Consider the following 20,135-nt stretch of genomic DNA (forward strand, 5'->3'; position numbering starts at 1 on the left):
CCCGCTTCTGGCCCCTTGCTCGGTGTCGAGGCCTGTCCTTATTCAACCCTCACTATCCGGGGGGGTCCCGGTCAGTCGCCTGTTTTGCCGATCCAGAGTTTCGACAGTCCGAAACGGGCTTCGAGGTCTCTGGCCACCGCCTCGGCGGCATCGCGGGTGGCGAGCCCGACCACGCGCACGCGATAGAGGGTGCGCCCACCGCTCCGCGCATCCTGAATCACCACCTCCCCCTTGTCCACCGTGAGGCGGGACGCACGGGCCGATGCATCGCTTCGCTGTGCGTAGGTTCCGAAGTTGACGAACCACCCGCCGCCGGCGGTTGCGGACTGCGCGCTCCGGGCATTCGCGGCGGCTTTTGCGGTGGCTTTCGCGGCGGCCTTTGCCGCGGCGGCTTCCTCCCTTGCGCTTTCGAGGGCCGCCGTGCGCTCCGCCAGCTGCTCGCGGGTCTGAGCCAGTTCGTCTTCGAGCAGCGCGTACTCGCCCTCGAGCGAGGCAAGGTCAGCGGTCAGCGTCTGCAGCCGCGCCTGCAGTCCCCGTGCTGCCGTGCGGTCTTCCTGCGCCTCTTCGGCGGTCGGGCGCCGCGCGAGTTGCGCCTGAAGGTCCCGCACCTGCTCCTGCAGGGTGCTGCGCTCACGCAGGACACCCGCGCCTCCCAGTGCAAGGAGCGCGAGGGCGAGCGCGCCGACCGCCAGCGAGGCGATGGGCCAGCGCCGGCGGCTCGCCGCTGGCTCCTCCCGGGCCGCCGTGGAGGCGGTCGCCGTCGCGACCGGCGGTTCGTCCATCGGATCAGCGTCCATGGGGTCAGCGTCCATCGTGCTCGACTCATCCCCCTCCGGGGGAAGCATCCACTCGTCGTCGTCCGAGTCGCCGAGGTACGGATGCTCGCTCAGCTCCCGCTCCACCACGCGGTTGAAGGCGTCCTCGTCGTCACCCGGCGGCGGGTTGAAGGGCTTCTCATCGTCATCCGGCAGGGGCTCGAAGGGTTCCTCGTCGTCATCGGGCGGCTGGTCCCAGGCATTCTCGCCGTCCCGGGGGGCCTCTTCCCAGTCATTCTCCCTGGCCATGGGGGCGAACTCCTCCGGAGCCTTGCCGGTCGGCGCGCCCGTCGCCGGCTGCGGCGGGGCTCCCGGTGGCGGTGGACTGGCGGGGGGCTCGCTCCCGGCCGGGAGCTGTGATTCCCAGCCGCCCTCTTCCCAGTCATCGCCGCTGTCCCAGGCGGGCGCCGGTTCATCCCAGTCGTCCGCGGTCTGCCAGCGCGACGAGTCTTCGTGGTTGTCCCGGCCCTGCGCCTGCCCGCGGCTCAGGTCGGCGGCGGCCGGCGACGCCGGTGGCCCGGGGTCCGGCCAGGACGCGGGCCCCGCATCCTCATCATCGCGATCGACCAGGGCTGCGCTGTCTTCTGTCTCCGGGTCGTTGCGGACACCGGCGCGCGGGGGCGCTCCCCGGGTCGGTCCGTCCCGGTCCACCACCTTCCCCGGGCCGCCGTCGTCCCGGTCCAGCCAGCGATCCTCATCGAAGGGCGTCGCTTCGTCATCTCTGTCTGCCATCGCACCACCCACGGGGCACTGTTCGCGTTCCGATGGTACCCAGTGGCCTCCGGCGGCGCCAGCATTCCCCGACGCTACGGCCCGCCGGCCGTGAGCGCCGCCGGCAAAGCGGATAGAATGCCGCGATGGACGTAAGCGACATCCTCTCCCCCCTGAATGACGCCCAGCGCGAGGCCGTCGCCGCCGAGAGCCCCAACCTGCTGGTGCTCGCGGGGGCGGGGTCGGGCAAGACGCGGGTGCTGGTGCACCGCATCGCCTGGCTCATCCGCGCCGGCGGGCTGTCGCCGCACGCCATCCTCGCCGTAACCTTCACCAACAAGGCCGCGCGGGAAATGCGCAGCCGCATCGAGCACATGCTGCAGCTGCCGGTGCACGGGATGTGGGTCGGCACCTTCCACGGTCTCGCCCACCGGCTGCTGAAGCTGCATTGGCAGGATGCGGGGCTGCCGCAGAACTTCCAGATTCTCGACAGCGACGACCAGCTGCGGCTGGTCAAGCGCGTCTGCCGGGAGCTCGAGCTTGACGAGGCGCGCTGGCCGCCGCGGCAGGCCCAGTGGTACATCAACGGCCAGAAGGACGAGGGTCTGCGCGCGGCGCATAGCGAAGCGCCCCCCGGGGACCTCTTCGCGCAGACGATGCTGCGTATCTACCGGGCCTACGAGGTCGCCTGCGAGCGCGGCGGCCTGGTGGATTTCGCCGAGCTGCTCCTGCGTGCCCACGAGCTCTGGCTGAAGAAACCGGACGTGCTGGCTCACTACCAGGGCCGCTTCCGGCAGATTCTCGTCGACGAGTTTCAGGACACGAATACGATTCAGTACGCCTGGCTGCGGGTGCTCGCCGGCGGTCGCGTGCCGGTGGTCGCCGTGGGCGACGACGACCAGTCCATCTACGGCTGGCGCGGCGCCCGCATCGAGAACATCCAGCGCTTCAGCGACGATTTCGCGGGCGTGCAGACGGTGCGCCTGGAGCAGAACTACCGCTCCACGCAGACGATCCTGCGCGCTGCCAACGGGGTCATCGCCTACAATGCCGGCCGCCTCGGCAAGGAGCTGTGGACCGCCGGTGACAGTGGCGAGCCGATCCAGCTCTACGCCGGCTTCAACGAGCACGACGAGGCCCGTTTCATCGTCGACCGTCTCGAGGAGTGGCTCCGCGAGGGCCACCCGCGGCGCTCCGTGGCCATCCTCTACCGCTCCAACGCCCAGTCCCGGGTGCTCGAGGAGGCGCTGATCCGCGCGGGCGTGCCCTACCGCATTTACGGCGGCCAGCGCTTCTACGAGCGCATGGAGATCCGCAACGCGCTGGCGTACCTGCGCCTGCTGGTGAACCGGGGCGACGATGCCGCCATGGAGCGGGTGATCAACACGCCGCCCCGCGGCATCGGCGGCAAGACCCTCGACACGCTGCGGGAGATCGCCCGGGAGCGCGGCGTCCCACTGTGGCAGGCCATGGCAATTGCCGGCGAGGAAAAGCTGCTCGCCTCGCGCGCCCTCTCCGCGCTCGAGGGCTTCCGCGTGCTCATCGACGAGCTCGACGGCGGCACCGACAGCATGAGCCTCGAGGAACTCACGGAAGCGGTCATCCAGGGCGCGGGCCTCATCGACCTCCACCGCCGGGAAAAGGGCGAGCGCGGCCAGGCCCGGGTGGAGAACCTCGAGGAGCTGGTCACCGCCGCAAGACAGTTCGTGCCCGTGGGGGAAGAACTGTCGCCGCTTTCGCAGTTCCTCGACAACGCCGCCCTCGACGCCGGCGACAACCAGGCTGAGGCGCACGAGGACAGCGTGCAGCTCATGACGCTGCACTCGGCCAAGGGGCTGGAGTTCCCCCTGGTGTTCCTGGCGGGCATGGAGGAGAACCTGTTCCCGCACCGCATGTCCGTGGAGGAGCCCGGCCGCCTCGAGGAGGAGCGCCGGCTCTGCTATGTCGGTATCACCCGCGCCATGGAGCGGCTGGTGCTGACCTACGCCGAGACGCGGCGGCTGCATGGCAGCGAAAGCTACAACGCGCCCTCCCGCTTCCTGCGCGAGATTCCCGGCGAGCTGCTGCACGAGGTGCGCCTGCAGAGTGGCATCAGCCGGCCCCTCGGGTCCCTGGCGCAGCCGGCCATGGCGGATGCGGCCTTCAGCCTTGGCCAGCGGGTCTATCACCAGGTCTTCGGCGAGGGGGTCGTGCTAAACTTCGAGGGCCGCGGCGCCAGCGCCCGCGTCGAAGTCAACTTCGACGACGAGGGCAGCAAGTGGCTGGTGCTGCAGTACGCAAAGCTCCAGGCGCTCTAGCCAGACCACGAACAATAACCACAGGCGCAGGCCCGCAACCGTGAACCCGAGCCCCAGCAAGGTCCAGCCCCTCGTCATCCTCCTGCTCACCGCCGCCCTCGTCGCGGTCGTCGGCTTCTGGGCCGCGGAGCGCGCCGGCGATGGCCGCGTGCTGGCCGGCGGGCCCGGCGCCGGCAGCGGCGAGCGTTTCGAGTGGAAGCTGGTCACGACCTGGCCGAAGAACCTGCCCGGCCTCGGCACGGCGCCGGAGACCTTCGCCCGGCTCGTCCGCGAACTGAGCGACGGCCGGCTCACGGTGCGGGTCTACGGTGCCGGCGAGATCGTTCCGGCCCTCGGGGTGTTCGACGCGGTGTCCGGGGGTGTTGCCGAGATAGGCCACGGCGCCTCCTATTACTGGAAGGGCAAGATTCCCGCCGCGGTCTTCTTCACGGCGGTGCCCTTCGGCATGACGGCGCAGGAAATGAACGGCTGGCTGCACTACGGCGGCGGCGAGGCGCTCTGGCGCGAGACCTACGCGCCCTTCGGCGTCGTGCCCTTCGCCGGCGGCAGCACGGGCGTGCAGATGGCCGGCTGGTTCAACCGCGAGATCAACTCCACGGCCGACCTGCGCGGCCTGAAGATGCGTATCCCGGGGCTGGCGGGCGAGGTCTTCACGGCCGCAGGCGGCACGGCCGTCAACATCCCCGGCGGCGAGGTCTATACCTCCATGCAGACCGGCGTCATCGATGCCGTCGAATGGGTCGGCCCCTACAACGACCTCGCCCTCGGCCTGCACGAGGTCGCCGAGTACTACTACTACCCCGGCTGGCACGAGCCCGGGGCCATGCTCGAGTTCATCGTCAACGCCGACGCCCTGGCGGCCCTCCCGGCAGACTTAAGGGCCATCGTCCGCGACGCGGCCCGGGCCACCAACCAGGACATGCTCGACGAGTTCACGGCCCGCAACAATGCCTCGCTCGAGACCCTGCTCGACGAGCACAACGTGCAGCTGCGGCGCCTGCCGGACGACGTGCTCGCGCTGCTGCAGGAGAAAAGCGAGGAGGTCATGGCCCGCCTGGTGGCGGGGGATCCCATGGCGCGCAAGGTCTACGCCTCCTACCGTGAGTTCCTCGATGCGGTACGCGCCTACCACGGCATTTCCGAGCAGGCCTACATCAACGCCCGCACGCAGGTCCTTGGAGACCCCGTGCGCCGGGCGGCGGAGCCGGCAGAGTAGCTAGCGCGTGATGGTGCGGGTGCGCCGCTTGTCGTCGATGGCGACGAAGACGAACTCACCCTCGGTCACCTTGATGGGATCGCCGTCGTGCGGGGAGTCGATCCACACCTCGACCACGATGCGGATGGAACTACGGCCTATCTCGATCACGTCGCAGTAGCAGGACACCACGGCGCCCACGTGCACCGGCGTGATGAAGGCCATGCCCTCGATCGCCACCGTCGCCACCCGGCCGCCGGCGACCTCGCGCGCGGCGATGGCGCCGGCCAGGTCCATCTGCGACAGGAGCCAGCCGCCGAAGATGTCGCCCTCGGCGTTGGTGTCCTTCGGCATGGCGATGGTCTGCAGTGCCAGTTCGCCCTGGGGAGTCGGCGTGGAATCGATGTCGTTCATGGCAGTTCCCGTTTCCAGCGTTAGTCCGTGAGCGCCGCCGGGAGCCAGGTGGCCAGCTCCGGCCAGCGCCAGAGGGCGGCGATCACGATCAGCTGAATCGCGATAAAGGGTATCACGCCGCGGTAGATCGCGCCCGTGGGCACCTGGTCCGCTGCCACGCCGCGCAGGTAGAAGAGCGCGAAGCCGAAGGGCGGTGTGAGGAAGGAGGTCTGCAGGTTGATGGCGATCATGATGCCGAGCCAGACCGGGTCCAGCCCCATCATCAGCAGCACCGGGCCGACGATGGGGACGACCACGAAGGTGATCTCGATGAAGTCGAGAATGAAACCGAGGAGGAAGATCAGCACCATCACGAAGAGGGTCGCGCCGAAGACGCCGCCGGGCAGGTCTGTCAGGAAGGCGTGGATCAGTTCTTCGCCGCCGAAGCCGCGGAACACCAGCGAGAACACGGCCGCGCCGACCAGGATCATGAACACCATGGCGGTGATTTCCAGCGTGTTGCGAAGCACGGCGCGCAGCCGGTGAAGGGGCATCTCGCCCTTGGCCAGGGCCAGCAGCCAGGCGCCCACGGCGCCGACACCGGCCGCCTCCGTGGGGGTTGCCGCGCCGGCAAGGATGGAGCCGAGGACCACGGCAATGAGCGCCAGCGGGGGCACCAGGCCGCGCAGGAAGGCGAGCGTGTCCACCGGCTCCCGCCTGCCGGCGGGCATGAGTCCCGGCCGCAGCCAGGCGACCAGCAGCAGGAAGACCATGTACAGCGCGACCAGGAGGAGGCCCGGGATGATCGCGCCCATGAACAGGTCACCGACGGAGACCGTGTCCGGGCTGAACACGTTCATGCGCAGCTGCGCCTGCTGGTAGGCGCTGGAGAGGATGTCGCCGAGGAGTACGAGGGCGATGGACGGCGGGATGATCTGGCCGAGGGTGCCGGTGGCGCAGATGGTCCCGGTGGCGATGGCCGGGCTGTAGCCTGCGCGGAGCATGCTCGGCAGCGACAGCAGCCCCATGGTCACCACGGTGGCGCCGACGATGCCGGTGCTCGCGGCCAGCAGCATGCCGACGAGGACCACGGACAGGGCGAGCCCCCCGCGCACGCCGCCGAGGAGGTGCGCCATGTTGTCGAGAAGTTCCTCGGCGACCTTCGACTTCTCGAGGATGACGCCCATGAGTACGAACAGGGGCACCGCGATGAGCGTGGTGTTGCTCATGGTGCCGAAGAGCCGGCCGGGCAGGGCGGAGAGGAAGGCCGCGTCGAAGACGCCGGCGATGATGCCGCCGGCGGCGAAGGCCAGCGCGGTGCCGGCGAGCGTAAAGGCCACCGGGTAGCCGAGCATGAGCAGCAGGCAGACGGCCGCGAACAGCCACAGGGCGATGGTCCCGTCCATCAGGGCGTCGTGTCCCCGGCGAGCGTGAGTGCGTTGCGCAGGATCTCGGCCACGCCCTGGAGGGCCAGGTTCGCCGCCATGAGCGGCAGCAGGGTCTTCAGCAGGAACACGGCGGGGATGCCCCCCGCGTCCGCCGAGGTCTCGTGCACGGCCCAGGCCTGGGCGACGAAATCGACGCTGCTTAAGCCGATCACGGCGCACAGCGGCAGCAGGAACACGATGCCGCCGAGGCTGTCGACCCAGGCCCGGGCGCGCGGCGAAAAACGCTGGTAGAAGATGTCCACGCGCACGTGGGCGCCGTTCTTCAGGGCGTAGGCGGCGCCGAGCATGAACACGGAGGCATGGAGGTAGGTGACCGCTTCCTGCGCGGCGATGGACCCCAGCTCGAGACCGTAGCGCATGAGCACCACCGCGGCCGTGAGCAGCGCCATGGCCGCGACCAGCCAGGCGAGGGCGTGGCCGCAGGTCCCGGTAAAGGCATCGATGAGCTGCACGAGCCGGCGCACCCGGGTCATGGCGGGGTGGTCCTTTTTGATTATTCGCGCGAAGGGTATCATAGCGCGCTGCTGCCGCGGCCCCGTGTTGGCGCTCCGCGCTACCGCCAAGCCAGTCCCAGGGAGGCTTCCATGCTCACCGTGATCTCGCCCGCCAAGACCCTCGACTTCGAGACCGCGCCGACGACACGCCGGGCCACGCAGCCGGCGTTCCTCGATGCCGCGGCGGAGCTCGTGGAAGACGCCCGCGGCCTTAGCCCCGAGGCCATCCGGGAGCTCATGGGGGTGAGCGAGACCATCGCCGAGCTCAACCACGAACGCTTCATGAACTGGGCGCCGCCCTTCGACCTCGACAACGCCAAGCAGGCGGTCCTCGCGTTCCGCGGCGATGTCTACATGGGGCTGGAGGCCGAGACCCTCGACAGCGCCGGCCTCGCCTTCGCCCAGAAGCACCTGCGCATCCTCTCCGGGCTCTACGGCCTCCTGCGCCCCCTCGACCTGATGCAGCCCTACCGCCTCGAGATGGGCCTCAAGTTTGCCAACCGCGGCGGCGCCAACCTGTACGCGTTCTGGGGCGATCGCATCACGCGGAGCCTGGACCGGCAGCTCGGCAAGAGCGGCACCCGGGTGCTGGTGAACCTCGCCTCCAACGAGTATTTCAAGGCGGTGCAGCCGAAGGCCCTCGACGCCGAGGTGGTAACCCCCGTGTTCAAGGACCTGAAGAACGGCAAGTACAGGATCATCTCCTTTTACGCCAAGAAGGCGCGTGGCCAGATGGCCCGCTACATCATCGACAATGAGCTCAATGACCCGGAAGCGCTCAAGGACTTCGACGTGGCCGGCTACCGCTACCGTCCTGAGGAGTCCACCGCGCGGGAGTTGGTCTTTACCCGTGACGCTCCTCCCTGAGGGGCCCTGACAGGGAGGTTTCGTGGCAGATAACGAGAACAGCCACCAGGTCATCATCATCGGCGCCGGCATGTCCGGCCTGTGCATGGGTATCGCCCTGCTCAGGCGGGGCATCCGCGACTTCGTCATCCTCGAGAAATCGCCCGCCGTGGGCGGCACCTGGTACGACAACAGCTACCCGGGGGCCTGCTGCGACGTGCCCTCGGTGCTGTACAGCTACTCCTTCGCGCCGAAGCCTGACTGGTCGCGCCTGCACGCGCCGCACGACGAGATCCGCGCCTATTTCGAGGATACGGCCGAGCGCTTCGGCCTGCGCCCGCACCTGCGCCTGTCCACGGCGGTCCGGCGGGCGGAATTCGGCGACGACGACCGCTGGCATGTAGAGCTCGAGAGTGGCGAGCGCCTGTCGGCGCGGGCGCTGGTCAGCGGCCTTGGTCAGCTCAACGTGCCTTTCACGCCCCCGTTCCCGGAGGCGGAACGCTTCGGGGGCGAGAGTTTCCATTCGGCGCGCTGGAACCACGACCTGTCCCTGGCGGGCAAGCGGGTGGCGGTTATCGGCACGGCGGCCAGCGCCATCCAGTTCATTCCGCCGGTCGCCCGGGAGGCGGCGCAGCTTTACGTCTACCAGCGCAGCCCCAATTACATCGTGCGCCGCGGCGACCGCGCCTACCACGACTGGGAGAAGTCCCTGTTCGCCCGCCTGCCGCTGGCGCAGAAGCTGGCCCGGCTGCTGGTCTGGCTGCGCGGCGAGTGGATCCTGTACCCGGTGCTGCGCAGCAACAGCCGCATCACCCGGGCCCTGCTGGAGCGCAAGAGCCGGCAGTTCCTCGAGGAAGAGCTCGATGACCCCGCGCTGCGCCGGGCGCTGACCCCGGACTACCGCATCGGCTGCAAGCGCATCCTGTTCTCCGACGACTACTACGGTGCCTTCCGGCGCAGTACCGTGGAGCTGGTCACCTCGCCCATCGAGGGCATCGGCGCACAGGGGGTGCGCACGGCCGACGGGCAGGACCGCCCAGTGGACGTGATCATCTATGGCACCGGCTTCCAGACCCACCCGATGCAGGGCCAGGTCGAGTTCGTCGGCCGCGGCGGCCGCACCCTTGCCGAGGCCTGGGCCGGCGGCGAGGAAGCCTACCGGGGGGTCTGCACCGCGGGCTTCCCGAATTTCTTCATGCTCTACGGGCCGAACACCAACCTCGGCAGCAACTCCATCATCTTCATGGTGGAGCGGCAGTGCCGCTACGTGGCCGCCTGCATCGACAAGCTGCTGGTCCACGACCTCAGGCGCCTGGAGGTGAATCCCGGCGTGCAGCGGGCCTACAACGACCGCATGCAGGGCGAACTGGCGCAGACCGTCTGGGCGTCCGACTGCGACAGCTGGTACAAGGATGCCGAGGGCCGTATCAGCAACAACTGGCCCCGGTCCACCGCGGCCTACTGGTGGCACATGCGCGGGCCGGACTTCGCCGACTTCGACATGGCCTGAGGAACCCGTGGAAGACCTCCCCTACTCCCAGGCCTCGGAGAACAACCGGGAGCCGATCCTGGCGGTGCTCCGGGAGGCCTTCGCTGCCTGTACGGCAGTGCTCGAGATCGGCGCCGGCACGGGCCAGCACGCCACCGCCTTCGCCACCGCCCTGCCGTGGCTGCGCTGGCAGCCCACCGAGCACCCCGACGCCCTCGCCTTCCTCGAGCCGCGCTGCCATGCCTTTCCCGCGCCGAACCTCGAGGCCCCACTCGCGCTGGACGTTTGCGAGCGGCCCTGGCCCGTGCCCGTGCCGGACGGCGTGTTCACCGCCAACACGCTGCACATCATGCCCTGGGAAGCGACGGAGGCCCTTTTCGAGGCACTGGCGGCCGCCGCCCCGGGGACGGTGCTGGCGATCTACGGTCCCTTCAACTACAGCGGGCGCTACACGTCTGACAGCAACGCGCAGTTCGACCAGTGGCTGGCGGCACGCTCCCCGCACAGTGCCATCCGTGACTTCGAGGCGGTGGACGCGCTGGCCGCCGGCGCGGGCTTTGCCCTCGCGGCGGACCACGCCATGCCGGCTAACAACCGCCTGCTGCGCTGGACCCGCAGCTGAGCCTCAGCCCGCGCCGTCGGCCCGGAAGGGCAGCAGCTTTGCCGCTTCCCGCCGGTAGGCCTCGACGTGGTCCAGTTCCTCCCGGGTGAAGGCGGCCACCGCGTCGGCCAGGGCGGGCTCGGCGATCCAGTGGCTGGAACGGGTGTGGATGGGCTCGAAGCCGCGCTGGATCTTGTGCTCGCCCTGGGCACCGGGGTCGAAGCGGGCGATGCCCTCGGCGATGCAGTAGTCGATCCCGCGGTAGTAGCAGGCCTCGAAGTGGAGGCAGTCGAACTCTTCCTCGCAGCCCCAGTAGCGGCCGTATAGGGCGTCCTCGCCGCGGAAGTAGAGGGCGCCGGCGACGTCGCGGCCGCCGTGCCCGGCGAGCACCATCACCACCTGATCGCCGAGGCGCGGTGCCACTTCCGTGAAGAATTCGCGTGTGAGGTAGCCGCCGTGGCCACTGCGCTTGGCGTAGGTGAGCTGGTAGAAGCGGTGGAAGGTCGCCCAGTCCGCGGGCCGGATCTCCGGCCCGGTGAGCGTGCGCAGGGTCAGCCCCTGCTCGGCGACGCGCCGGCGCTCGCGGCGCAGGGCCTTGCGCTTGCGGCTGGCAAAGGTCGCGAGGAAGTCGTCGAAATCCCCGTAGCCGCGGTTGAACCAGTGGAACTGCACCGCGTGGCGGGTGGCCAGGCCCAGCCCGTCCAGGATGGCGGCTGTTTCCGGCTCCGGGAAAAGGATGTGCCAGGAGGACAGGCCGCGCCGCCCGGCAAGCTGCTTCACACCCTCCAGCAGCGCGGCCCAGGCGCCGGCCTCATCCACGCCGGGGCGGCACAGGAGCCGCGGCCCCGTTGCCGGGGTGAAGGGAATGGCCGTCACCAGCTTGGGGTAGTACTGAAGGCCCATGCGCCGCCAGGCGTCCGCCCAGGCCCAGTCGAAGACGTACTCGCCGTAGGAGTGGCCTTTCAGGTAGCCCGGCGCCGCGGCCTCCACCGCCTCGCCGTCGCGGAGCACCAGGTGGCACGGCTGCCACCCGCTCTCGGCGGTGGTGCAGCCGGTCGCTTCCAGGCCGCGCAGGAAATCGTGGCGCAGGAAGGGGTAGCCGACCGTGCCGAGACCATCCCAGGCTGCCGCCGGCAGGGCCTCCAGGCTGGCGAGGGCCTGCAGCGCGAACTCAGCCACGGCGGTCTGCGTCCGTCAGCCGGTAAGGGCCGGCAGGGCGTAATCGGCGGCGATGCCGAGGAAGACCGTCAGGCCGACCCAGCGGTTGTGCAGGAAGGCGTGGAAGCACGCGGCCTCGTCCTGGTGGCGGATGAGGTACAGGTGATAGCCGAACAGCCCGGCGGTCACAAGCAGGCTGGCGTTGTAGCAGGCGCCGAGGCCGAAGCGCTCCCCGGCGAGGTAGAGGGCGGCGAGGCAGAGCAGCTGCAGCATGGCGATGATGGTGCGGTCCGCATCGCCGAAGAGCACCGCCGTACTCTTGATGCCGACCTGCAGGTCGTCGCGCCGGTCGACCATGGCGTACTTGGTGTCGTAGACCACGGTCCAGAGCACGTTGGCGGTGAACAGGAGCCACAGGGCCGGCGGCAGTTCGCCGCGCTGCGCGGCGAAGGCCATGGGGATGGCGCAGGAAAAGGCGAGGCCGAGGACGATCTGCGGGAAGTGCGTGTAGCGCTTCATGAAGGGGTAGGTCGATGCCAGCAGGAGCGCGGGCACGGAGAGCATCACCGTCAGCCGGTTGGTCAGCAGGACGAGACCGAAGGCGAGCAGGCAGAGGACGCAGAACAGGCCGACGGCCTCGTTTACGGAGACCCGCCCGGTGACCAGGGGCCGCTCCCGGGTCCGCGTGACCCCGCCGTCGAAGTTGCGGTCGGCGAGGTCGTTGATGATGCAGCCGGCGGAGCGCATGAGGAAGGTGCCGACGCTGAAGATCACCAGCAGGTGCAGGTCCGGCAGGCCCTCCGCCGCGATCCACAAGGCCCACAGGGTTGGCCAGAGCAGCAGCAGTGTGCCGATGGGCCGGTCCCAGCGGATCAGCTGCAGCAGCGCAGTGGCCTTGCCGGGTGAGGATTGGCTCATGGTCGTCATGGGGATGAAAGCTTACTGCGTTGCGGGCAGAATTGCAGGGCTGACGCGGCGCCGCCAGCCCCGCTCCAGGCCCGGCCCCGGCGCCCAGGGGCGGAAGGGCGCCAGGAAGACCTCGCTCACCAGCAGCCGCTGGCCGTGGAGGCGGAAGACCGAGCGCCGGGCCCAGGCCGGGCGGTGCTGGCGCAGCGCGGGGGGCAGGTAGCGGCTGTCGCCATCGAGCAGGGCCACCTGGAAGGGACTGCGGCGCATGTCCGGGGCGCCGAACAGGATCGCCCCCAGGGAGCTGCCCTGGAGCTTGCGCAGGTGCGCCAGGCGGCCGCCGAGGCTGGCGTAGGGGAACACGCTGCGGGCGAAGACCACCGCCTCGTCATCGAGGCGCAGGGCGACCTCGCGGACCAGGGCACGCTGGCGCAGGCCGGTTGCCAGGACGCGCCGCTCGCTGGCCCGGGGAATGGCCCAGCGCTGGCTCAGCCGCTGCACGCGGAAGGCGCCGCCGCTGTCCACGAGGCGGCGGGTCAGGGAGCCGTCGTCCAGGAGCCAGTGGCGCAGGCCGTGGAGCCCGGCGAGCCGCGGATCGTCGGGGCTGCGCCAGGCCGGATCGGCGGAGCTGTCGGGCGGCACTCGGGTCACGGGGGTCGCTGTACGGGAAGAGGCGGGAGGATGCGCCAGAACGCGGGCGCATGCAAGGTCGCGGTGCTGCGCGACGGGGCCGGCGCTCTTGCACATTCCCCGCGCCAATTTATAGTGGTCGCTTTTCCGCCCCCGGGGTGGTTGCCAGGAGGATCGCTATGAGCAAGTGGGAATGTATCGTCTGCGGGCTGGTCTATGACGAGGCCGAGGGCTGGCCCGACGATGACATCCCGCCGGGTACGCGCTGGGAGGATGTGCCCGAGGACTGGCTCTGTCCGGACTGCGGTGTCGGCAAGGAGGACTTCGAGCTGCTCGAGGAGTCGCCGGTCGAGGAGACCCCGCACCACCAGGAGGCCGGGGCGGACCGGGAGCACGCGCCGATCGTGATCATCGGCACCGGCCTTGCCGGCTACGGGCTCGCCCGGGAGATCCGCCGCTACGACAGCGAGACCCCGGTGATTCTCATCACCGCCGACGACGGTCGCTCCTACTCCAAGCCCATGCTGTCCACGGGCTACACCAAGAATACCGGCGCCGACGACCTCGCCCAGCAGGATGCGGGCGGCATGGGCACGCAGCTCGACGCCAAGGTCTGGACCCACACGAAGGTCAACGAGATCGACACGGAAAAGCAGGTTCTCCACGTCGGCGAGGACGCCACCATGATCCACTACGGCAAGCTTGTGCTGGCCGTGGGCTCTACGGTTATCGAGCCGCCGCTGGCGGGCGACGGCCTCGACTACGTCTACTCCGTGAATGATCTCATGGACTACGCCGACTTCCGCGCGGCCATGGCCGAGAACAACGCCCGGCGCGTGTGCATCATCGGCGGTGGCCTCATCGGCTGCGAGTTCACCAATGATCTCCTCAACGGCGGTTTCGGGGTTGAGGTGGTCGATCCGCTGGGCTACTGCCTGCCGACGCTGCTGCCGGAAACCGCCGGCAAGGCCGTGCAGGCGGCCCTTGCCGAGCAGGGCGCGGTGTTCCACTTCGGGGCGCTGGCCACGGCGGTGAACAGGGTCGATGGCGGCGTGGAAGTTACCCTGGACAACGGTGAGACGATCGCCGCGGACCTGGTCGTGTCCGCGGTCGGCGTGCGCCCGCGCACGGAACTCGCCCGGGCCGCGGGGCTGGCTACCAATCGCGGTGTGGTCGCCAACCGCTACCTCGAGACCTCGGCGCCGAACGTCTACGCGCTCGGCGACTGCGCCGAGGTGGAGGGCCATGTGCTCGTCTACGTGGCGCCGCTCATGGCGGCCGCCCGGGCCCTCGGCAAGACGCTTACCGGCGAGCGGACGGCGGTGAGCTACCCGGCGATGCCCGTGACCATCAAGACGCCGACCTGCCCGGTGGTCGTGGCGCCGCCACCGGCGGGCGCGGCGGGTGAGTGGCAGATCGACGCCGACGGCACCAGCGTGCGCTGCGAGTTCCGGGACGGCGCCGGCGAGCTCAAGGGCTTCGCCCTGACCGGCGAGGCTATCCGCGAGAAGATCGCGCTGCAGAAGGCCCTCCCGCCGATCCTGGCCTGAGGCTAGACCCCGGCGAAGACCTGCCGGGAGCCGGTCCAGCGCTCGATGAGCGGCGCTACCCGCTGCGGGTAGCGCTCCGAGAGCGCCCGGGCCTGCGCCTGGACCGCATCGAGCAGGTCCTCGTGCGCCGGCAGCCGCGCCACGCGGAAGTCCATGAGGCCGGTCTGCCGCGTGCCCAGCACCTCCCCGGGGCCGCGCAGCGCCAGGTCCTTGCGGGCGATGAAGAACCCGTCGTTGCTCTCCCGCAGCGCCTGCAGCCGTTCCCTGCCGTTTGCCGAGAGCGGTGACTGGTAGAGCAGCACGCAGTGGCTCGCGGCGCTGCCGCGGCCGACCCGGCCACGGAGCTGGTGCAACTGCGCGAGGCCGAGCCGCTCCGGGTTCTCGATGACCATCAGGCTGGCCCGGGGCACGTCCACGCCGACCTCGATCACCGTGGTCGCCACCAGCAGGTCGCAGTCCCCGGCCTTGAAGGCGGCCATGACGTCGGCCTTCTGCGCCGCCGGCAGCCTGCCGTGCACCAGGCCCACCCGCAGCCCGGGCAGGCCCGCGGTCAGCTCCTCGTAGGTCGCCTCCGCCGCCTGTGCCTGCAGCATGTCGCTCTCCTCCACGAGCGTGCAGACCCAGTAGGCCTGGCGGCCGTCTGCGCAGGCGCGGGCGACACGCTCGATCACCGTGCCCCGCCGGGCGCTGTCCACCAGCACCGTGTTCACCGGCTTGCGCCCCGGGGGCAGCTCGTCGATCACCGAGCAGTCGAGGTCCGCGTAGGCGACCATGGACAGGGTGCGCGGGATCGGCGTGGCGGTCATCACCAGCTGGTGCGGCCGCCAGTCCGCCGCCTTGTCTTTCAGGGACAGGCGCTGGTGCACGCCAAAACGGTGCTGCTCGTCGACGATGAGCAGGCCGAGGCGGGCGAAGGACACGGCGTCCTGGAACAGGGCGTGGGTCCCGACCACGAGGTCCGCGCTGCCGTCGCCGATGGCGGCCAGGGCCTCGCGCCGCGCCGCGCCCTTCACGCGTCCGCTGAGCCAGGCGATGGCGACCGGTTCGTCCGCGAACCAGCCGGCGAAGTTGGCCCGGTGTTGCTCGGCCAGCAGTTCCGTGGGCGCCATGATCGCCACCTGGTAGCCCGCGGCGATGGCCTGCCGGGCCGCGGCGGCGGCTACCAGCGTCTTGCCGGAGCCGACGTCGCCCTGCACCAGGCGCAGCATCGGCGCTTCGCTGGCGAGGTCCGCGGCGATCTCCGCCATGACCCGCTCCTGGGCGCCCGTGGGTGCGAAGGGCAGCCGCGCCAGGAAGTCGCGCAGACCCGTGCTGTCGGGTGCCATCGCGGGTGCGCGGTACTCGCGTTCCTTTGCTCGCAGGTGGCGGAGGGAAAGGTGGTGGGCGAGCAGTTCTTCCCGGGCGAGGCGCAGCTGCGCCGGGTGGCGGCCATCCTGCAGGGCGTCGAGCGCCGCGCCGGCCGGCGGCGCGTGCAGGTAGGCGATGGCATCGGCGAGCGTGTAGCCGGCATCGTCGATGCCGGCGAGGAGGTCCTCCGGCGGCTGCCGCGTGAGCAGGGCCACCGCCTGGCTGCAGAGCTTCCGCCACTGCTGCTGGCCGATGCCCTCGGTGGTGGGGTAGATCGGCGTGAGCCGGTCCTCGACCGGCGCGGGTTCGGGCCCCAGGGCCCGGTACTCCGGGTGCACGAGCTCGGCGCCACGCGGCCCGGCCCGCACCTGGCCGAAGCAGCGCAGGCGCACGCCGGGGCGCAGCGCATGCTTCTGCGCGTTGCTGAAATGGAAGAAGCGCAGCGTCAGCGTACCGGTACCGTCCTGGAGCACGACCAGCAGGCTGCGCCGGCGGCCGAAGGTGACGTCGGCGCCGCGCACCTCGCCCTCGACCACGGCCTCGCTGCCCTCGACGAGGCCGCCGATGGGGGTCACGCGGGTGCGGTCCTGGTAGCGCAGGGGGAAGTGGAACAGCAGGTCCTCGACCCGCTCGATGCCGTAGGCCGCCAGGCGGGCGGCCAGCTTCGGCCCCACGCCGCGCAAGCCGGTCAGTTCCTGCGCTACTATTGATGCCATGCCAGTCTGTCTTGCCACGCCCGCCGCCGCTGTGCGCTGCCATTGTCGCATGGCGAATCCCGCCTGGGGTCATCGCCAGCGGCCGGGAGCCCTCGCGTGAGCGCCACGGTGCTGTTCGTGGGCGCCGGGGACCTGGCGGCGCGCTGTGCTGCCGCGCTCTCCGCCGGTCCGGCGGGCCCCCTGGCCGGCGCCAGGCTGGTGGGACTGCGCCGCGACGTCGACGCCCTGCCGCCCGTCTTCGAGGGGCTGGCCGGCGATTACGCAGACCCGGCGGTCGCCCCGCGGGTCGCGGCGCTGGCGCCGGATTTCGTGGTCACGACCTTCAAGCCCCGCGGCCGGGACGAGGCGGGCTACCGCCGGGGTTTTGCAGACGCCGCGCGCTATCTTGCCGAGGGCCTCGCGGCGCGCCCGCCACGGCAGCTGCTCCTTGTCTCCAGCACGCGTGTCTACGCGGAGAAAAACGGCGGCTGGGTGGATGAGACGAGCCCCCTGGCGACGCGGGACACGGACCCGGCGGCGGCACAGATCGTCGCGGCGGAGGACACCCTGGCGGCCGTCGCGCCGGTCGCCCGCCTGCGCTGTGCGGGCATCTACGGCGGTGCCGACGGCTTCCTGCAGCGCCGGGTCGCAAGCGGCAGCCTCTGCCCGCCGACCCCGGTGCACTACAGCAACCGCATCCACCGCGACGATGTCGGCGGCTTTCTCGCCCACCTGCTGGCAGCCGCCGCGGGGAGCAGCGCCCTCGCCCCGGCCTGCAACGTGGTGGACGATCTGCCCGTGCCCCAGGCGACGGTGGAAGCGTGGCTGGCGGAGCAGCTGGGGGTGCCGGAAAGCGAGCGCCGCTACGATGCCCGGGCCCTGTCCCGGGGCCACAAGCGCATCCGCAACCGGCGCCTGCACGAGAGCGGGTACCGGCTGCGCTATCCCGATTACAGGGCGGGTTACGCCGCGGCGCTCGCGGCGGAGGACTAGGCTAGAGGGCGAGCTGGGCCTCGACCTCAATGGCGGCCCCTTTCGGCAGCGCCGCGACCTGCACGCAGGCCCGGGCCGGGTAGGGCGCCTTGAAGAACTCCTCCATGATGCCGTTGACGGTCGCGAAGTCGCCGAGATCCGTCAGCGAGATATTGAGCTTCACGGCGTCGTCGAGGCCGCCGCCGGCTGCCTCGGCGACGGCGGCGAGGTTGCGGAAGACCTGGCGCGTCTGCGCGTCGATGCCGCCCTCGACCAGTTCCATGGTGCCGGGGTCCAGGGGAATCTGGCCCGAGAGCCAGGCGATGTTGCCCACCTTCACAGCCTGGGAGTAGGGGCCGATGGCGGCGGGCGCCCGGTCGGTGGAGATCACGGCGCGGTTGGTCATGGTCCTGTCCTTCTGTCGGTAACGCTCGTCGGTGACGTTAGTTGGTGATACGCATGACCCGGCGCACGGTGGCAATGCCGCGCAGCCGGCGCATGATGCGCGCGAGGTGAACGCGGTTGTTCACCTGCAGTTCCAGGTCCACGTAGGTGAACTGGTAGTCCTTGTCCTCGGTGGAGATCTTCTCGATGTTCACGCCCATGCTGTTGATGCGCGTGGCGATAATGGCGATGGTGCCGCGGCGGTTCTCCACCTCGATACGCAGCTCCGCGGGGAACTCCCCTTCCACGTTGTCGTCCCAGCGCAGGGGGATGAGCCGCTCGGGCTTTTCCCGCATCTCGGCGAGGTTGCGGCAGGCCTCCCGGTGTACCACCACGCCGCGCTCGGAGCTCAGGTAGCCGGCGATCGGGTCGCCGGGCAGGGGGCGGCAGCAGCGGGCGTAGGACACCATGAAGCCCTCCGTGCCACGGATGGCGAGCGGCGCACCACCGCCCTCCTCGCGCCGCTTCGGCGCCGCCTCCTCGCCGCCGCCGAGGAGTTGCTGCGCCACCACGGCCGGCAGCCGTTTGCCGCGGGCGATGTCCTCGAGGAGGTCGTCCATGCCGTCGTAGCCGTTGTGTGCCAGGTAGGTCGCCACGGCGCTTTCATCGAGTTCCTCGAGGGCGCTCTCGGCATCCCCCAGGACCTTGTCGAGGAGGCGCCGGCCGAGGGCCACGGAGTCGTCCCGGGTCTGGTTCTTCAGGAAGTGGCGGATGTTCGTGCGTGCCTTGGCGGTGACGGTGTAATTGAACCAGGAGGGGTTCGGCCGCGCGCCCGCGGCCGTGAGCACCTCGACGGTCTGGCCGCTCTGCAGCGGTTCCGAAAGCGGCGCGAGGCGCCGGTTGATGCGGCAGGCGACGCAGCGGTTGCCGAGGTCCGTGTGCACGGCGTAGGCGAAGTCCACCGCCGTGGCGCCCCGGGGCAGCTCGAGAATGCGCCCCTTCGGTGTGAACACGTAGATCTCGTCCGGGAACAGGTCGATCTTGACGTGCTCGATGAACTCCAGCGAATTGCCGGCCCGCTGCTGCATCTCGAGCAGCCCCTGCACCCATTCCCGGGCGCGGGCATGGGTGCCGCCGGCAGTGCCCGCGTCGCTTTTGTAGAGCCAGTGCGCGGCGATGCCGTTGTTGGCCATGTCCTCCATCTCGCGGGTGCGTATCTGGATCTCGATGGGCACGCCGTGCATGCCCTTGGTCACCGTGTGCAGGGACTGGTAGCCGTTGGCCTTCGGGATGGCGATGTAGTCCGTGAATTCGCCGGGCACGGGCTTGTAGAGGTTGTGCATGCAGCCGAGCACCCGGTAGCAGGTGTCGACGGAGTCGACGATGATGCGGAAGGCGTAGATGTCCATGATCTCGGAGAAGGACTTATTTTTCGACCGCATCTTCTGGTAGATGCTGTAGAGGTGTTTCTCGCGGCCGATCACCTCCGCGTCGTGTCCTTCCTGGCGCAGGGTCGACTCGATCTGGTGGCGGATCTTCTCCACCAGCTCCTTGCGGTTGCCCCGGGCCTTGCGCACGGCCGCCTCGATCCGCCGGGCGCGCATCGGGTACAGCGCCGAGAAGCCGAGGTCCTCGAACTCCATGCGCACGGCATTCATGCCCAGGCGCATGGCGATGGGCGCATAGATGTCCAGGGTCTCGCGGGCGATGCGCCGGGCCTTGTCGGTGGGCAGCACGCCCAGGGTGCGCATGTTGTGCAGCCGGTCGGCGAGCTTGACGAGGATGACGCGGATGTCCCGGGCCATGGCCAGGGCCATCTTCTGGAAGTTCTCGGCCTGCTTCTCCTCGAGGCTCTCGAACTCCATCTGCGTGAGTTTGCTGACGCCGTCGACGAGCTCGGCCACGGCATCGCCGAACTGGCGACCGATGGCCGCCTTGTTGATGCCGGTATCCTCGATGACGTCGTGCAGCATGGCGGCCATGAGGCTCTGGTGGTCCATGTGCATGCCGGCGAGGATGTTGGCGACGGCGAGCGGATGGGTAACGTAGGGCTCGCCGCTGCGGCGCGTCTGGCCGTAGTGTGCCTGTTCGGCGAAGTAATAGGCGCGCCGGACCTGGCGGGTCTGGTCCGCTTCGAGATAGCTGCGCAGGGTGGCATCGAGGGCGTCGATGGTCTGCATCACGCCCCCGCGATCACGGCGGGA

17 protein-coding genes are annotated in these 20,135 nt (G+C 70.1%); 7 read left to right on the plus strand and 10 right to left on the minus strand.

The features are described 5' to 3' along the window. Positions 1-71 precede the first annotated feature (71 nt). Positions 72-1,547 carry an SPOR domain-containing protein gene (locus ACX93N_RS12445; protein WP_459428750.1) on the minus strand — a complete coding sequence of 492 codons (1,476 nt, stop codon included), beginning with the start codon at positions 1,545-1,547 and terminating at the stop codon, positions 72-74. A 125-nt stretch (positions 1,548-1,672) separates the two neighbouring features. Here ACX93N_RS12445 and uvrD point away from each other — a divergent pair, with 125 nt between their 5' ends. Further along, complete coding sequence (gene uvrD, locus ACX93N_RS12450; RefSeq protein ID WP_459428751.1) at positions 1,673-3,823, plus strand: DNA helicase II; 2,151 nt, start codon at positions 1,673-1,675, stop codon at positions 3,821-3,823. A 40-nt stretch (positions 3,824-3,863) separates the two neighbouring features. Further along, on the plus strand, positions 3,864-5,039 hold the full coding sequence (locus tag ACX93N_RS12455; protein ID WP_459428752.1) for a TRAP transporter substrate-binding protein: 1,176 nt from the start codon (positions 3,864-3,866) through the stop codon (positions 5,037-5,039). Here ACX93N_RS12455 and ACX93N_RS12460 read toward each other — a convergent pair whose 3' ends face one another. The 3 genes from ACX93N_RS12460 to ACX93N_RS12470 are packed head-to-tail and all read right to left on the minus strand — an operon-like array spanning position 5,040 to position 7,332. After that, positions 5,040-5,432 (minus strand): acyl-CoA thioesterase, encoded by a 393-nt coding sequence (locus ACX93N_RS12460; RefSeq protein ID WP_459428753.1) that lies wholly within the window; start codon positions 5,430-5,432, stop codon positions 5,040-5,042. Positions 5,433-5,452: 20 nt separating this feature from the next. Continuing rightward, positions 5,453-6,817 (minus strand): TRAP transporter large permease, encoded by a 1,365-nt coding sequence (locus tag ACX93N_RS12465; RefSeq protein WP_459428754.1) that lies wholly within the window; start codon positions 6,815-6,817, stop codon positions 5,453-5,455. Beyond that, the gene (locus ACX93N_RS12470) at positions 6,817-7,332 is read right to left on the minus strand and encodes a TRAP transporter small permease subunit (protein WP_459428755.1); all 516 of its coding nucleotides are present in this window, start codon (positions 7,330-7,332) and stop codon (positions 6,817-6,819) included. The genes ACX93N_RS12465 and ACX93N_RS12470 overlap by 1 nt, the downstream gene beginning before the upstream one ends. Before the next feature lie 111 nt (positions 7,333-7,443). Between ACX93N_RS12470 and yaaA the strand changes: the two genes are divergently transcribed. Genes yaaA through ACX93N_RS12485 form a run of 3 tightly spaced genes read left to right on the plus strand, consistent with a single transcriptional unit; the run spans position 7,444 to position 10,310 of the window. Next, on the plus strand, positions 7,444-8,220 hold the full coding sequence (yaaA, locus tag ACX93N_RS12475) for a peroxide stress protein YaaA (RefSeq protein WP_459428756.1): 777 nt from the start codon (positions 7,444-7,446) through the stop codon (positions 8,218-8,220). A 22-nt stretch (positions 8,221-8,242) separates the two neighbouring features. Then, positions 8,243-9,709, plus strand: a complete 1,467-nt coding sequence (locus tag ACX93N_RS12480; protein ID WP_459428757.1) for a flavin-containing monooxygenase — start codon at positions 8,243-8,245, stop codon at positions 9,707-9,709. A 7-nt stretch (positions 9,710-9,716) separates the two neighbouring features. Continuing rightward, complete coding sequence (locus tag ACX93N_RS12485; RefSeq protein ID WP_459428758.1) at positions 9,717-10,310, plus strand: DUF938 domain-containing protein; 594 nt, start codon at positions 9,717-9,719, stop codon at positions 10,308-10,310. Positions 10,311-10,313: 3 nt separating this feature from the next. Here ACX93N_RS12485 and ACX93N_RS12490 read toward each other — a convergent pair whose 3' ends face one another. Genes ACX93N_RS12490 through ACX93N_RS12500 form a run of 3 tightly spaced genes read right to left on the minus strand, consistent with a single transcriptional unit; the run spans position 10,314 to position 13,004 of the window. After that, complete coding sequence (locus tag ACX93N_RS12490; RefSeq protein WP_459428759.1) at positions 10,314-11,468, minus strand: GNAT family N-acetyltransferase; 1,155 nt, start codon at positions 11,466-11,468, stop codon at positions 10,314-10,316. Positions 11,469-11,483: 15 nt separating this feature from the next. Next, positions 11,484-12,365, minus strand: a complete 882-nt coding sequence (ubiA, locus tag ACX93N_RS12495) for a 4-hydroxybenzoate octaprenyltransferase (RefSeq protein ID WP_459428781.1) — start codon at positions 12,363-12,365, stop codon at positions 11,484-11,486. Positions 12,366-12,386: 21 nt separating this feature from the next. Beyond that, positions 12,387-13,004 (minus strand): chorismate--pyruvate lyase family protein, encoded by a 618-nt coding sequence (locus tag ACX93N_RS12500; protein WP_459428760.1) that lies wholly within the window; start codon positions 13,002-13,004, stop codon positions 12,387-12,389. A gap of 158 nt (positions 13,005-13,162) precedes the next feature. Between ACX93N_RS12500 and ACX93N_RS12505 the strand changes: the two genes are divergently transcribed. Beyond that, complete coding sequence (locus ACX93N_RS12505) at positions 13,163-14,533, plus strand: FAD-dependent oxidoreductase (RefSeq protein ID WP_459428761.1); 1,371 nt, start codon at positions 13,163-13,165, stop codon at positions 14,531-14,533. Between the two features lie 2 nt (positions 14,534-14,535). Here ACX93N_RS12505 and recG read toward each other — a convergent pair whose 3' ends face one another. Next, positions 14,536-16,596, minus strand: a complete 2,061-nt coding sequence (gene recG / locus ACX93N_RS12510) for an ATP-dependent DNA helicase RecG (RefSeq protein ID WP_459428782.1) — start codon at positions 16,594-16,596, stop codon at positions 14,536-14,538. 96 nt (positions 16,597-16,692) lie between these two features. Here recG and ACX93N_RS12515 point away from each other — a divergent pair, with 96 nt between their 5' ends. Continuing rightward, positions 16,693-17,568 carry a Rossmann-fold NAD(P)-binding domain-containing protein gene (locus ACX93N_RS12515; RefSeq protein ID WP_459428762.1) on the plus strand — a complete coding sequence of 292 codons (876 nt, stop codon included), beginning with the start codon at positions 16,693-16,695 and terminating at the stop codon, positions 17,566-17,568. A gap of 1 nt (position 17,569) precedes the next feature. Here the strand turns inward: ACX93N_RS12515 and ACX93N_RS12520 are convergent, their stop codons facing one another. Together ACX93N_RS12520 and spoT are read right to left on the minus strand one after the other, a co-directional pair. Next, positions 17,570-17,953, minus strand: a complete 384-nt coding sequence (locus ACX93N_RS12520) for a RidA family protein (protein WP_459428763.1) — start codon at positions 17,951-17,953, stop codon at positions 17,570-17,572. 37 nt (positions 17,954-17,990) lie between these two features. After that, complete coding sequence (spoT, locus tag ACX93N_RS12525) at positions 17,991-20,111, minus strand: bifunctional GTP diphosphokinase/guanosine-3',5'-bis pyrophosphate 3'-pyrophosphohydrolase (RefSeq protein WP_459428764.1); 2,121 nt, start codon at positions 20,109-20,111, stop codon at positions 17,991-17,993. Between the last annotated feature and the right edge of the window lie 24 nt (positions 20,112-20,135).

The sequence above is a fragment of the Pseudohaliea sp. genome (genome assembly GCF_054552115.1).